Source organism: Caulobacter sp. FV2ye17ST (genome assembly GCF_058680955.1).
The window spans coordinates 2,284,810-2,297,324 of sequence record NZ_CM178727.1 but is presented as its reverse complement, the minus strand read 5'-3'; the positions used below and the strand labels follow the sequence as shown (position 1 = coordinate 2,297,324).

At 66.5% G+C, this 12,515-nt stretch carries 16 protein-coding genes; 12 read left to right on the top strand and 4 right to left on the bottom strand.

The annotated features are described in order from the left end of the window. Nucleotides 1-11 precede the first annotated feature (11 nt). From ACW17V_RS11075 to dusA, 3 genes are all read left to right on the top strand, one after another. Entirely contained in the window at nt 12-407 is a 396-nt protein-coding gene (locus ACW17V_RS11075; RefSeq protein WP_492105185.1) for a hypothetical protein, read from the top strand. 133 nt (nt 408-540) lie between these two features. Beyond that, a complete protein-coding gene (gene ssb / locus ACW17V_RS11070) occupies nt 541-1,044 on the top strand; it encodes a single-stranded DNA-binding protein (RefSeq protein WP_062151494.1) in 504 nt (167 codons plus the stop codon). 222 nt (nt 1,045-1,266) lie between these two features. Beyond that, a complete protein-coding gene (gene dusA, locus ACW17V_RS11065) occupies nt 1,267-2,286 on the top strand; it encodes a tRNA dihydrouridine(20/20a) synthase DusA (RefSeq protein ID WP_492105184.1) in 1,020 nt (339 codons plus the stop codon). Here the strand turns inward: dusA and ACW17V_RS11060 are convergent. Beyond that, complete coding sequence (locus ACW17V_RS11060) at nt 2,283-2,798, bottom strand: TIGR02281 family clan AA aspartic protease (protein WP_492105183.1); 516 nt, start codon at nt 2,796-2,798, stop codon at nt 2,283-2,285. The two genes, dusA and ACW17V_RS11060, sit on opposite strands and share 4 nt — an antisense overlap. A 255-nt stretch (nt 2,799-3,053) precedes the next feature. Between ACW17V_RS11060 and ACW17V_RS11055 the strand changes: the two genes are divergently transcribed. Continuing rightward, nucleotides 3,054-3,386, top strand: coding sequence for a hypothetical protein (locus ACW17V_RS11055; RefSeq protein WP_492105182.1), 333 nt, complete (start codon nt 3,054-3,056; stop codon nt 3,384-3,386). Between the two features lie 3 nt (nt 3,387-3,389). Here ACW17V_RS11055 and ACW17V_RS11050 read toward each other — a convergent pair whose 3' ends face one another. Then, nucleotides 3,390-3,605: a DUF1289 domain-containing protein gene (locus ACW17V_RS11050; RefSeq protein WP_492105181.1), complete on the bottom strand. Its 216-nt coding sequence runs from the start codon at nt 3,603-3,605 to the stop codon at nt 3,390-3,392. A gap of 158 nt (nt 3,606-3,763) precedes the next feature. Here ACW17V_RS11050 and ACW17V_RS11045 point away from each other — a divergent pair, with 158 nt between their 5' ends. From ACW17V_RS11045 to ACW17V_RS11020, 6 genes are all read left to right on the top strand, one after another. Continuing rightward, nucleotides 3,764-4,171, top strand: a complete 408-nt coding sequence (locus ACW17V_RS11045; protein WP_492105180.1) for a DUF4437 domain-containing protein — start codon at nt 3,764-3,766, stop codon at nt 4,169-4,171. A gap of 114 nt (nt 4,172-4,285) precedes the next feature. Beyond that, nucleotides 4,286-5,167, top strand: a complete 882-nt coding sequence (locus ACW17V_RS11040; protein ID WP_492105179.1) for a nicotinate-nucleotide--dimethylbenzimidazole phosphoribosyltransferase — start codon at nt 4,286-4,288, stop codon at nt 5,165-5,167. Between the two features lie 136 nt (nt 5,168-5,303). Next, nucleotides 5,304-6,518 carry an acyl-CoA dehydrogenase family protein gene (locus ACW17V_RS11035; protein WP_492105178.1) on the top strand — a complete coding sequence of 405 codons (1,215 nt, stop codon included), beginning with the start codon at nt 5,304-5,306 and terminating at the stop codon, nt 6,516-6,518. Nucleotides 6,519-6,632: 114 nt separating this feature from the next. Beyond that, a complete protein-coding gene (locus ACW17V_RS11030) occupies nt 6,633-7,778 on the top strand; it encodes an acyl-CoA dehydrogenase family protein (protein WP_492105177.1) in 1,146 nt (381 codons plus the stop codon). A 162-nt stretch (nt 7,779-7,940) separates the two neighbouring features. Beyond that, the gene (locus tag ACW17V_RS11025; protein ID WP_492105176.1) at nt 7,941-8,315 is read left to right on the top strand and encodes a hypothetical protein; all 375 of its coding nucleotides are present in this window, start codon (nt 7,941-7,943) and stop codon (nt 8,313-8,315) included. Between the two features lie 202 nt (nt 8,316-8,517). Continuing rightward, the gene (locus ACW17V_RS11020) at nt 8,518-8,649 is read left to right on the top strand and encodes a hypothetical protein (RefSeq protein WP_419255846.1); all 132 of its coding nucleotides are present in this window, start codon (nt 8,518-8,520) and stop codon (nt 8,647-8,649) included. 55 nt (nt 8,650-8,704) lie between these two features. Here the strand turns inward: ACW17V_RS11020 and ACW17V_RS11015 are convergent, their stop codons facing one another. Together ACW17V_RS11015 and ACW17V_RS11010 are read right to left on the bottom strand one after the other, a co-directional pair. Then, nucleotides 8,705-9,004: a DUF8200 family protein gene (locus ACW17V_RS11015; RefSeq protein WP_492105175.1), complete on the bottom strand. Its 300-nt coding sequence runs from the start codon at nt 9,002-9,004 to the stop codon at nt 8,705-8,707. 67 nt (nt 9,005-9,071) lie between these two features. After that, nucleotides 9,072-9,680 (bottom strand): LOG family protein, encoded by a 609-nt coding sequence (locus ACW17V_RS11010; protein WP_492105174.1) that lies wholly within the window; start codon nt 9,678-9,680, stop codon nt 9,072-9,074. A gap of 93 nt (nt 9,681-9,773) precedes the next feature. Here ACW17V_RS11010 and ACW17V_RS11005 point away from each other — a divergent pair, with 93 nt between their 5' ends. Next, nucleotides 9,774-10,616, top strand: coding sequence for an Ig-like domain-containing protein (locus ACW17V_RS11005; protein ID WP_492105173.1), 843 nt, complete (start codon nt 9,774-9,776; stop codon nt 10,614-10,616). Further along, nucleotides 10,613-12,472 carry an ABCB family ABC transporter ATP-binding protein/permease gene (locus ACW17V_RS11000; protein WP_492105172.1) on the top strand — a complete coding sequence of 620 codons (1,860 nt, stop codon included), beginning with the start codon at nt 10,613-10,615 and terminating at the stop codon, nt 12,470-12,472. Before ACW17V_RS11005 ends, ACW17V_RS11000 begins: the two co-directional genes overlap by 4 nt. The last annotated feature ends 43 nt before the right edge of the window (nt 12,473-12,515 follow it).

Below are 12,515 nucleotides of genomic sequence, written 5' to 3'. Positions count from 1 at the left end.
CGAGTACCGCCATGCGCCGTCCGATCCTGATCGCAGTTGCTCTCGTCGCCGCGGGGCTCGCCCTGACCGCGTGCGAAAAGCAGATCAAGGCCCCCTTCGAGAAGGGCGTCTGCTTCCACGTGGCGACCAACAAGGACAAGACGCTGCGGTTCAATGCCGTGGAGCGAAACGTCGCGTCCATGGAACAGTGCGCCGCGACGCTTGAGGGCATGCGCATCCGCTTCGTGCGCATGGGCAGCCCCCAACGGAACCTCACGGGATCCTACCAGGGCAGCTTCATCTTCCTGGAAAGGGAAGGGATCTATCTGGGTCAGACCTATGACGGACCGCGCTTCATGTCGCTGGTTCGCACCGGAGACGGTCGTCTTGCGGTGCCCGGCGTCATGCCGGCGGCGCCGGCCCAGTAGCGCGTCGCCCTCCGAAATCGCCCTCGGTCCACAAGAACGTATTGAGAACAAAATTGCGTTGACGTCATCGCTCCGTTAATGTCTTGCTCAGATTCTGGCGCATGGGTCGCTGGGCGTGAACAAGGTCGAAGCGATGGCGGGCAGCGTCAACAAGGTCATTCTGGTGGGCAACCTCGGGGCCGATCCCGAAATCCGCAGCCTGGGTTCCGGTGACCGCGTCGCCAATCTGCGCATCGCCACTTCGGAAAGCTGGCGCGATCGCACGTCGGGCGAGCGCAAGGAAAAGACCGAATGGCACCGGGTCGTGATCTTCAACGACAATCTGGTGAAGGTGGCCGAGCAGTATCTGCGCAAGGGCTCGACGGTCTATATCGAAGGCGCGATCCAGACCCGCAAATGGACCGACAATACCGGCGCCGAGAAGTATTCCACCGAGATCGTGCTGCAGAAGTTCCGCGGTGAACTGACCATGCTGGGCGGTCGCGGCGATGGCGCGGGCGCATCGTCGGGCGGCGGCGATGACGGCTATTCCAGCGGCGGTGGCGGCGGTGGCTATGGCGGCGGCGCGCCCCGCAGCCAGCCCAGCGGTCCGCGCGAGAGCTTCTCGGCCGACCTGGACGACGAAATCCCATTCTAGAGCGGAATAAGGCCAGAAACGTCAATAACGGTCGGCTCCTCAAGGAGCCGGCCGTTTCCTGTTGCGCGCTCTTCACGCTCCTGATCGGCCAGCACGCTGAATCTGGTTGATCGCGACACCGGCGCGGCTGGTGTAAAGACGGCTGGCAAGGGTCAGGGAGGTCGGCGTATCAGGTCGCGCCTTCGCCTGGACACCGTCGGACACGTTTTGAAATCACCAGCAATGACGCCGTATCAACCGCATAGATTTTCCGTCGCGCCGATGATGGACTGGAGCGACCGGCATTGCCGGTCGCTGCACCGGGCCCTGTCGAACCGGGCGCTGCTCTATTCGGAGATGGTGACCAGCGGCGCCGTCGTGCATGGCGATCGCGAGAAGCTGCTGGGTTTCGACGCCGGGCAACATCCCGTGGCGCTGCAGTTAGGGGGCTCCGACCCCGCTGAACTGGCGCTTGCGGCGCGGATCGGCGAGGACTTCGGCTATGATGAGATCAATCTCAACGTCGGCTGCCCCTCCGACCGGGTGCAGAGTGGTCGCTTCGGCGCCTGTCTGATGCGCGAGCCGCAGCTGGTGGCCGAGTGCATGGCGGCGATCAGCGACGCGGTGTCGGTTCCGGCCACGGTGAAGTGCCGCATCGGCGTCGACGACCAGGATCCCGGGGAAAGCCTGTTCGCCCTGGTCGACGCCAGCGCCGCGGCGGGCGTCGGCAGTTTCGTGGTTCATGCCCGCAAGGCCTGGCTCAAGGGGCTTTCGCCGAAGGAAAACCGCGACATTCCCCCGCTGGACTACGATCTGGTCTATCGGCTCAAGCGCGAACGCCCGCAGCTGACGATCGTGATCAATGGCGGGGTCACCGACCTCGACGCCGTCGAGTCCCATCTGGCCCATGTCGATGGCGTGATGCTGGGGCGGTCGGCCTATCATGAGCCGGGTCTGCTGGGCGCGGTGGACCGGCGCGTGTTCGCCGAGGCCGTCGCCGATGTGTCCGAGTTCGAGGCTGTTGAGCGCTTCAAGCCCTATATCGCCGAGAAGCTGGCGGCGGGCGTCCATCTGGCGGCGATGAGCCGGCACATGCTGGGCCTGTTCCACGGCTTGCCGGGCGCGCGGGCGTGGCGGCGGATCCTGACGGTTGAGGGCGTACCGGCCGGCGCCGGCCTGGAGGTCGTCGATCGCGCCCTGGACGCGGTGCGCCAGGCGATGGAGGCGCGGGAAGCCCGGTTCGCCGAGAGCGTTTCGGCCTAGGGGTGCAGGACGAGCGCTTGGGGCGTGGCCTCGAAGCGCGACAGGCGGCCCAGATAGCTCATGCCCAGCAGCGAGGTTTCGAGGCCTTTCTCGATGACCAGAGCGTCGACGTCGCGCACGCGGGCGCCGGCGATGGCCACGCTGGCCAGCTTCACCGACGCGGCGCGCGTGCGGCCGTCGGCGGTGATGACGCTGTAGTCATAGGTCAGCTTGTCGGTGTCGATGCCCAGGCGCTTGGCGTCGGCCATGCTCAGTGAAACGGCGGTCGCGCCGGTGTCGACCAGGAACCGCACGGCCTTGCCGTCGACCGCGGCCTCGGCCCAGAAATGTCCGTCGGCGCCCTTGGTGAGTTGGGCCGCGCCGTCCGAGCCGCCGAGCGTGGCGTTGGCCGCCGTCGGGGCGCGCAGCTCGGGGTGACGCAGGTCATCCAGAGACACCACGGCCTTGGCGGCTCCCACCGCCGAGAGCGCTCCCACCATCGCGATCGCCGCGAACTTCAACATCGAAGACACCCCGCCTTGAAGGCTTTGTGACCGTTTTCTTCGGCCGTTGAGAGGGACCTTAGAGCGACAGGCGTTTGCAAGCGGTAAATCAGATCGGTGATTTATTGCTTATAGTTAATGATGGCGTAATGCTGATTGTCGTTTTGCGATAAATACTGTGATTAAACTCGTGTAATGTATTACATGTCCTCGAATTAACTTCAGCTGTGTTTTGACTAGCAGTATCCCTTGCCGCGCAAAAAGTTGCTTATCGAGGGAACGCAAATGAAGTCCATCATCATCACCGCCGCCATCGTTGCATCGGCGCTGACAGGCGTCGCCCATGCCGGATCGAAAGTCTCCGACAAGGAATTCCTGCAGGCGGCGCGCTGTCGCGGCCTGGCGGCCTCGGAAGGGCTCGGCCAGATCGACACCGCGGCCGTCGATCTGCTGCTGCGCACCGAAGGCTATCCGCGCGCGCTGTCGCTCAAGCTGTCCGCCAACACCAAGATGAAGGCGGCCCAGGCGCAGGGCGACAAGGCTGAGGGCGCCAAGAAGGAAAAGCTGCTGGCCGAGCGCCAGGACGACTGCGCCACCTGGCTGCAGGGCGGCCAGTAGGGTTCAGGTCTGGCCAGCCATCAGGCTGGCCACCGGATCCGGGCGATCGGGGAGGGCGGCCATGATCTCGGCCCTTTCCTGATCGCTCAGCCGGCCCCAGCCGGCGATTTCCGGCAGGGTGCGGCGGCAGCCCAGGCAGTAGCCCGTGCGGCCATCCACGGCGCAGACCTTCACACAGGGTGTGACGATCGGGCGAGGCGGGGCGGCGGTCGAGTCCATGACCGATTGTCTCCGGTGCGCCGGCTCGGCGCAAGCGGGCGGTGGAAGGCCGTGCATCATGTGGCGACGTAGGGCGGGGTAGAGATTTTGCCCGCTTTTGGCGTGTTGCGTAGCGGTTTTTTGTGTGGGAGCGTTCGTAGCGTCTGAGGGAGCTGTCTGTGAATTGCATCATCGCCCTGCTGGCGGGGGCGTCGCAAGCTGCGGCCGCGACGACGCCGATTTCAGAAGCTCGCTTCACGCCCATCAATCCCGGCGACCCGAACAGCGCCCAGATCGCGGTGCTGCGCGGCGACCCCGCGACGGGCCCCTCCGACATGCTCATGCGCTTCGGTCGCGGCGAAGGCGTGCCGCATATCCATTCCTCGGACTACCGGCTCGTTGTCATCGAGGGCTCGATGAAGCATGCGGAACCCGGCGCCTACCCCTCGGCTTCGCTCATGGGGCCCGGAAGCTACTGGTTCCAGCCGGCCAATGAGCCCCATGTCGATTCCTGCCACAGTGACCAATGTACCATGTTCATCAGTTGGTCCGGAAAACGCGACGCTATGCGTGCTCCGGGCCAATAGGGTCGGTCATAGACGTCCTGTCAGACTTGTGACGCCGCCAGTCTGTCATGCTTGCCTGGCGCCGACGGCGCCAACCGCTTTACAAGACCGGACGCGGGCGCCAAAGCCCGCGCCATGACCGCTTCACCGTTCGACGACATTCGCGCCCTGGCTTCCAGTCCCCCGGCAGCCGGCGCCGCGCCCGCCCTGGTCCAGTCCGACCGACTGGCGGAAATCTCGTCCTGGCTGACCGCCTGGACGGGCAAGGCGCCGCCTGCCGTGAACCGGCCGGTGGTGGCGCTCTATGCCGGCGCCCGTCAGGGCGTAGGCCCGCGTGGCTACGCCCGCGACCGGCTCGAAGCCGTTGCCTCTGGCGGCGCGACCGTGTGTCGGCTGGCCGGCGCGCAAGGTGCGGGTCTGGAGGCCTTCGACCTCGCCGTGGATCGCCCGACCCCCAACGCCGTCGACAAGGCCGCGATGAGCGAGAAGGAATGTGCCGCGACCATGGCGTTCGGCATGGAGGCCCTGGCCAAGCAACCCGACCTGCTGGTCCCGGGCGTCATCGCCGCTGAAACCGACATGATCGCCTCTTGCATCGCCCTGGCCCTGTTCGGCGGCGAGGCGATCGACTGGACCGATGCGCCCGACCTGGTGGTGGCCGCCGTGGCGCGGGCCCGCGAGGAGGGCGGTCTCGACGATCCGCTGCAGGTGCTGCGTCAACTGGGTGGTCGCGAGACGGCGGCGGTCGCCGGCGCGATCCTGGCGGCGCGGGTGCAAAAGGTCCCGGTGCTGCTGGACGGCTATGCGGCCTGCGCCGCCGCCGCTGTGCTCCACAGGATCGATCCGGGCTTGCTGGATCACTGCATCGCCGCCCATGCCGGCGCCGCGAAGGGGCATGCGCGATTGCTGGAGGCTATCGACAAGCGCCCGCTTCTGGCGCTCGATATCGGCGACGAGGAGGGGGTGGGCGGCGCCAGCGCTCTCGCCATCGTCAAGCTGGCTTGCGAAGCGCGATAGGGTTGTAACTGAACGCGGATCATATTCGCTTCCGTTGACGCTAACGTCATCTTTCCAAACGCTCGTTCGACATCTATCGTGGCGCCCGACACAACAAATCGGCCCTCCTGAAAGAGGCCGGAACCGGGAGCCCGCCATGAATCTCGACTTCTCGCCCGAGGACGTCGCTTTCCGCGACGAAGTCCGCGCCTTCATCGCCGAGAACTACCCCGCCGGTCTTCGCGAGAAGCAGGAAGAGGGCGAGGAGATGGCCAAGGAAGACTTCCTGGCCTGGCACCGCACCCTGGCGAAAAAGGGCTGGGTTGCTCCGGCCTGGCCCGAGAAGTTCGGCGGCCCGGGCTGGACCTCGGTCCAGCGCTATATCTGGTCCGAAGAGACCGCCCGCGCCGACTGCGTGCCGATCCTGCCGTTCGGCATCAACATGGTCGGGCCGGTGATCTACACCTTCGCCACGCCCGAGCAGAAAGAGCGGTTCCTGCCGCAGACCCTGTCGGGCGACATCTGGTGGTGCCAGGGCTATTCCGAGCCGGGCGCGGGGTCCGACCTCGCCAGCCTGAAGACCAAGGCCGAACGCTTCACCGGCGATGACGGCAGGGAATATTACCTGGTCAATGGCCAGAAGACCTGGACCACACTTGCCCAGCACGCTGACTGGATCTTCTGCCTGGTCCGCACCGACCCGACCGCCAAGATCCAGGAAGGCATCTCGTTCCTGCTGATCGACATGAAGTCGCCGGGCGTCACCGTCCGCCCGATCATCACCCTGGGCGGCGAGCACGAAGTCAACGAAGTCTGGCTCGAGAACGTCAAGGTGCCGGTCGAGAACCGCATCTTCGACGAGAACAAGGGCTGGACCTGCGCCAAGTTCCTGCTGGCCCACGAGCGTTCCGGCATCGCCGGCGTCGCCCGCTCCAAGCGCGGCATCGAGCGCATCCGCGCCATCGCCTCGACCGAACTGTCGGATGACGGCGAGGCGCTGCTGCAGGACCCGGTGTTCAAGCGCAAGGTCGCCGAGCTTGAGATCGACCTGACGGCCCTGGAGTTCACCGAACTGCGCACCCTGGCCGGCGAAGCGTCCGGCAAGGGCCCGGGTCCGGAATCCAGCGTCCTGAAGATCAAGGGCACGGAAATCCAGCAGCGGATCACCGAGCTGGTTCTCGAGGCGGCCGGCCACTATGGCGCGCCTTATTTCCGCGGCTTCCCCAACGATGGCGACAACGCCCATCCGATCGGTCCGGACTTCAGCCATCGCGCGGCGCCGACCTATTTCAACGTCCGCAAGACGTCGATCTATGGCGGCTCGAACGAGATCCAGCGCAACATCATCGCCAAGATGGTGCTGGGGCTCTAGCCACCACGCCTGTCATCCCGGACGCGCCCGTGGCGCGATCCGGGACCGCCGCACATAGTGACCCATAAGATCCTGGCCCAAGGCCGGGACGACAGAAGAAACGGAAACCCTGGGATGGATTTCAACTTCACCGAAGAGCAGTCGATGGTCCGCGACACGGTCGCGAGCTTCCTGCAGGACAAGTACGACTTCGAGACCCGCCGCAAGATCGTCGCCTCTGACGCCGGCTGGCGCGCCGACTACTGGAAGGCCTTCGCCGAGGAGCTGGGCATCCTGGGCGCCTCGTTCAGCGAAGAGCTGGGCGGCCTGGGCGGCGGCGCCATCGACAACATGATCATCATGGAAGAGTTCGGCAAAGCGCTGGTCATCGAGCCCTATCTCGGCTCGGTGGTGATCGGCGGCGGCTTCATGAAGCACTCGGGCTACGGCCACGCAGCCTCGGTCATCGAGGGCATCGTCGGCGGCACGACCACCATCGCCTTCGCCTATGCCGAACCCCAGAGCCGCTACACCTGGCGTGACCTGAAGACGACCGCCAAGAAGGACGGCTCGGGCTATGTCCTGAACGGCCACAAGGCCGTCGTGGTCGGCGCGCCGTTCGCCAGCCACCTGATCGTCACGGCCCGCACGGGCGGCGCCCAGCGCGACGCCGGCGGCGTGTCGGTGTTCCTGGTCGACAAGAGCCTGCCGGGCATCGTCACCCGCGACTATCCCACCGTCGATGGCGGTCGCGCCTCGGAAGTCTATTTCGAGAACGTCTCGATCCCGGCCGACGCCCTGATCGGCGGCGAGGGCGAAGGCCTGCCGCTGGTCGACAAGGTGATCGATGAAGCCACGGCCGCCGTCGGCGCCGAGGCTGTCGGCGTGCTGCGCAAGCTGCACGAAAACACCCTGGACTACGCCAAGCAGCGCAAGCAGTTCGGCACCGCCATCGCCAACTTCCAGGTGCTGCAGCATCGCATGGTCGACATGTTCATCAATGTCGAACAGGCCGTCTCGATGACCTACATGGCCACCATCAAGATCGATGAAGACGCCGCGACCCGCGCCAAGGCCGTTTCGTCGATGAAGGTGCAGATCGGCCGGGCCTGCAAGTTCGTGGGCCAGAACGCCATCCAGATCCATGGCGGCATGGGCATGACCGACGAGCTGGCCATCGGCCACTATTTCAAGCGCGCCTCGATCATCGAAGGTCTGTTCGGCTCGGTGGATCACCACCTCAAGCGCTACGAATCCCTGTCGTTCGACGCCGCCGCCTAGCGCTTTGGGCGGTGACGCCCACGGAAGAACGACCTGAAACCCTGAAAGCCGCCTGCGTCACGCCGACGCGGGCGGCTTTTTTCTTGGTCCATCGCGGATACACCGCCCAAGCCCGCTCGGGCCCGCCGTTCAACCCTTCGACCACGCGATGGAGGCCAGCGGATGATGGGCGAGGACATGGGAAGCGAGCGGATCCTGACCGATGAAGCGGTCGCCTTGGTCGAGGCCAACGCCCGCCTGTTGATCGATCAGGTGCGCCAAGCCAAGCTGACCGCGTCGCAGCTTGAGGCGGCTCTCGCCCTGGTGGTGGGTGTCGTCGCCAACGATCCCGACCTGCAGGGAGGCGTTGTGCTGCAACGGATCGCGGGACAAGTGCGGCTTTGCGCCGACATGCCGGAATTGGCCGCCGAGACCATTGGATGCGACATCGAGCGGGTGAATCCGGCCATTCTGCGCGCCGCCGCCGGCGTACTCTGCGACGTTGAAGACGCCATCGAGGCTTTCGAAGCGCCGGGCGAACAGATCACTTTGCATTAGGTCTAAATGACAGTGTACGGAGTGAAATTCCACCGCGAGACGCGGGCCTGAAACAGCATCTTCCGTGCGCTGATATAGTCCTTATACGGAATAAAAATGTTTGCGAACCGCTAGGTTCGGCGCATGCTTTTCTTCGACGCGCTGACGACTAGGAGGGGACCGCCCCTGTAAGCCGCGCGCGTCTCCTGGTCCAACGGCCTGTCTGGGAGACGCCGCCATGAACGTATCGAAGATGAACCACGCGATGATGTCCTTCGCCCTGCTGGGCGGGATGCTGGTCGGTGGAAGGTCCAGTTCGACGCCCAAGCCGCCCAAGCCCGCCAAGGGCAAATAGGCTCAGGCGCAGCGTAGAGGGGGCGATCCGTACGCGCGGATCGCCCCTTCGCGCATCAGGGCTTGGCGGCCGTGTTGCAGTCGGTAATGCCGGCTTCGTCCAGCGCTTCGCCGCGATAGTTGAACGAGACGACCGCGCCCAGCTCGGCGACGACCTTGCGGCAGGTGCGGGCGATCGGCAGGGATTTCACTTGCGGCGCGGCGCAAACATCGCCGTTGCAGCGCCAGATGGCCCCGTCCTGGATCAGGCTGGGAACCTTGGCCGGAGCCTTGAGCTTCAGAACCGCACCTTCAGCGGCGAAAGCGCCGGTCGCAAGTGCGGACGCCGCGACAAGCGCGGAGAGAAAAATACGCATGATTGTTCCTTTATCCCCAAGGCCGACGGGGAGGTCGGCTTGTCTGAAAGTGCGTTGCGTTTTGAAACTAAGTCAAGAGCCGAACGCTTGTTTGAGGGCCGCTTTGATAGAATTCGGCGTCCCATGACAAGAGCGTCGGGGTCACATCCTGCGCCTTTTCGACCGAGCGCCATGTATCGGCCAGGGCGGGCGGGGTCAGGCCCTCGTCGATGGTGTGCTGCAGCAGGGCGAACAGCGGGTCCCAGAAGCCGCGCGGATTGTGGAAGACGATCGGCTTCTGATGCAGGTCCAGGCGACGCCAGGACAGCAACTCGATGATCTCTTCCAGCGTGCCGATGCCGCCGGGCAGGACGACGAAGGCGTCGGCCTGTTCGAACATCAGCATTTTCCGTTCGTGCATGTTGTTGACGACGATGGTCTCGACGTCGTCGAACGGCTGCTCGCGGCCGGTCAGGAACTTCGGGATGATCCCCAGCACGCGCCCGCCGGCGGCGTGGGCGCCGCGCGCCGTGGCGCCCATCAGGCCGACACCGCCCCCGCCATAGATCAGCTTCAGGCCCGCATCGGCGAAGCTGGCCCCGATCTGGCTGGCGGCCGCGATGAAGGCGGGATCGGCGTCATTGGAGGAACCGCAATAGACGCAGACGGAGTCCAGGCGCCTAGACTCATCGGGCATCGTCGTCCACTCCAGCAAAAGAAAGGGCGCGCCGCAGCGGCGCGCCACCTATGTAGAAGCCGGCGCGGTTCGTCGCGTCGACATGAGCCTTGCATGATCAGGATTCGCACCGCCCGTTTCAAGTCGATGCTCGCCCGAGGCGGCCTGATTGCGCTCCTCGCTGGTTCAGGCCTGGCGCTCGCGGCCTGCGATGGTGGTCGGCAGGACGAGTGGCGGCCCAAGGCCGCGCCAGCCTCCACCCAGGCCGACGCCTCCGAAGCCGGCTATGTCGCGCCGCCGCACGTCAAGCAGGCCGTGCGAGGATCCGCAGGTCTGGTGCTGAAGGGCCAGGGCGCGCCCGACGGCAGCGTTCGACTGGGCGCGCCGACCGGTGAAGTGTTACTGGGCCAGATCGACTCGCTGGGACAATGGAGCCTGACCGTCCCGCCCGGTGATCGCGTTCGCCTGTATGGCCTGTCGATGACCCGCGGGGGCCGCACGGTGCAGGCCGAGGGCTATGTCATGGTCGCGCCCGACGGCGAGGTCGCCCTGCTGAGAGCTGGTTCCGGCGCCTGGCGCCTGGCGCCCAGCGCGTCCTCACCCACCATCCTGGCCGTCGATGTTGATCCGGAGGGTGGGGCGGTGATCTCGGGCATGGCCACGCCGGGCGCGGGTCTTGGCGTGCGCGTCGACAGGACGCCGCGCGCCGTCGGCCAGGCCGCCGAGGACGGGCGCTTTTCTCTGTCCCTCAGCGAAACGCTCGGGATTGGCGCCCATGACATCCAGGTCAGCGGCGAGGGCGGCGAGCAAAGGATCAGGATCGTGGTCTCGCCCGCCGCGCCGCTTGTCGACGGACCTGTTCGCGCCCAGCGCGTCGACACCGGGTGGCGCATTGACTGGATGACGCCGGGCGGAGGCGTGCAGACCACCCTGATCATCCAGGCCTTGGGCTCATGAGAGGTTTCGGCTCGGCGCCGTCAGCACGCCAGGCGGTGACGGGCGCGATCGCGCCGCCCGCGGTCCGGGTTCGCTTCTGGAGCGCGATGGGCGATCTCTTCCGGCTGGTGCTGCGCTCGAACGCGCCGGGCCTGCGCTGGCGGGTGACCCTGGCCCTGGCCTTCACCCTGATAGGCAAGGCCCTGGGCGTGCTGGCGCCCCTGCTGCTGGGGGCAGCGGTCAATCGACTGGCGGCCGGGCAGGGCGTGGCGGCGACCGTCACCTGGACCTTCGCGGGCCTGGCGACCGGATGGGCCCTGGTGCGCTTCATCTCGGCGGCGGCGCCCCAGGCGCGGGACGCGGTGTTCACGCCGGTGGCCCAGGCGGCCCAGAATCGGGCGGCGGTCGAGACCTTCGCCCACGCCCTGTCGCTGTCGATCGACTTCCACCAGTCCAAGCGCACGGGGTCGCTCTCACGGGTCATAGACCGAGGCGCGCGGTCGATGGATTTCCTGCTGCGCAGCCTGGTCTTCAACCTGGGCCCGACCGCCATCGAGCTGCTGATGGCCGCTGCCGTGCTGGCCAAGGCCTATGACTGGCGTTTCGCCGCCATCGCCCTGCTGACCGTCGGCGTCTATGGCTACATCACCTTCGCCATCTCGGACTGGCGCATCGGCCATCGCCGCGCGCTGAACGAGGCCGACGCCGAGGCGGCGGGCCGGGCGGTGGACTCCCTGATCAACTACGAGACGGTCAAGTCCTTCGGCGGCGAGGACCGCGCGGTCGGCGGCTACAAGCGCGCGCTCGATGTCTATGGCGACGCCCAGGTCAGGGCGACCAACTCGCTGACCGTGCTCAACACCGTGCAGGCGGCGGTGATGAGCCTGGGTCTGGGCGCCATGGCCGTGCTGGCGGGCATGGAAGCCTCGGCGGGGCGCATGGGGCCGGGCGACGTCACGGCCGCCGTGCTGATCCTGATCAACCTCTATGCGCCGCTCAACATCCTGGGCTTTGCCTATCGCGAGATCCGCCAGTCCTTCATCGACATGGAGGCCATGCTCGATCTGCGCCGTCAGAGCCCCGACGTGGCCGATGCGCCCGACGCCATCGACCTGCCGCCCAGCGCCGATCATCGCGGCGGCGCCGTGGTGTTCGAGGCCGTATCGTTCCAGCATGGCGCGCGATCAGAGGGACTGAAGGACGTCAGCTTCTCGATCCCGCCGGGAACCACGGTGGCGATCGTCGGGCCGTCGGGCGCCGGCAAGACCACGCTGGTGCGTCTGGCGTTGCGGATGATTGATCCGCAGGCTGGACGGATCACCCTGGATGGCTGTGACCTGCGCGACCTGCGACAGGCCTCCCTGCGCCGCGCGATCGCCCTCGTGCCGCAAGATGTGGCCCTCTTCAACGACACGGTGCTCAGCAATATCGGCTTTGCGCGCCCGGAAGCGACCGAGGTCGAGATCTGGGCCGCCGCCGAGGCCGCCGAACTGGGCGAGTTCATCCGCAACCTGCCCGAGGGCATGGCCACCAAGGTCGGCGAGCGCGGTCTGAAGCTGTCCGGGGGCGAGCGCCAGCGGGTCGGCATCGCCCGGGCGCTGCTGGCCCAGCCGCGCGTGCTGATCCTGGACGAGGCCACCAGCGCCCTGGACAGCCGCACCGAGGCGGCCATCCAGGAGACCCTGCGCAAGGCCAGGGCGGGCCGCACCACGCTGGTGGTGGCCCATCGCCTCTCGACCATCGCCGACGCCGACGAGATCGTCGTCCTGCGCAGGGGCAGGATCGTCGAGCGCGGTCCTCATGCCGTTCTGCTGGAAGCCGGTGGCGAGTATGCCGCGCTCTGGCGACGTCAGACCCGGGAAAAGCCGGCGACCTGACCGCCCTTCGCGCGTTGGCGTCGAGGGGCTATATCCATCGCAC

Bases quoted from the DNA above. Each gene is read 5' to 3' on its own strand.
- ACW17V_RS11025 (WP_492105176.1), top strand. From the start codon at position 7,941: ATGATGGGCGAGGACATGGGAAGCGAGCGGATCCTGACCGATGAAGCG.
- ACW17V_RS11000 (WP_492105172.1), top strand. From the start codon at position 10,613: ATGAGAGGTTTCGGCTCGGCGCCGTCAGCACGCCAGGCGGTGACGGGC.
- ACW17V_RS11055 (WP_492105182.1), top strand. From the start codon at position 3,054: ATGAAGTCCATCATCATCACCGCCGCCATCGTTGCATCGGCGCTGACA.
- ACW17V_RS11030 (WP_492105177.1), top strand. From the start codon at position 6,633: ATGGATTTCAACTTCACCGAAGAGCAGTCGATGGTCCGCGACACGGTC.
- ACW17V_RS11040 (WP_492105179.1), top strand. From the start codon at position 4,286: ATGACCGCTTCACCGTTCGACGACATTCGCGCCCTGGCTTCCAGTCCC.
- dusA (WP_492105184.1), top strand. From the start codon at position 1,267: ATGACGCCGTATCAACCGCATAGATTTTCCGTCGCGCCGATGATGGAC.
- ACW17V_RS11075 (WP_492105185.1), top strand. From the start codon at position 12: ATGCGCCGTCCGATCCTGATCGCAGTTGCTCTCGTCGCCGCGGGGCTC.
- ACW17V_RS11005 (WP_492105173.1), top strand. From the start codon at position 9,774: ATGATCAGGATTCGCACCGCCCGTTTCAAGTCGATGCTCGCCCGAGGC.
- ACW17V_RS11035 (WP_492105178.1), top strand. From the start codon at position 5,304: ATGAATCTCGACTTCTCGCCCGAGGACGTCGCTTTCCGCGACGAAGTC.
- ACW17V_RS11050 (WP_492105181.1), bottom strand. From the start codon at position 3,605: ATGGACTCGACCGCCGCCCCGCCTCGCCCGATCGTCACACCCTGTGTG.
- ACW17V_RS11010 (WP_492105174.1), bottom strand. From the start codon at position 9,680: ATGCCCGATGAGTCTAGGCGCCTGGACTCCGTCTGCGTCTATTGCGGT.
- ACW17V_RS11015 (WP_492105175.1), bottom strand. From the start codon at position 9,004: ATGCGTATTTTTCTCTCCGCGCTTGTCGCGGCGTCCGCACTTGCGACC.
- ssb (WP_062151494.1), top strand. From the start codon at position 541: ATGGCGGGCAGCGTCAACAAGGTCATTCTGGTGGGCAACCTCGGGGCC.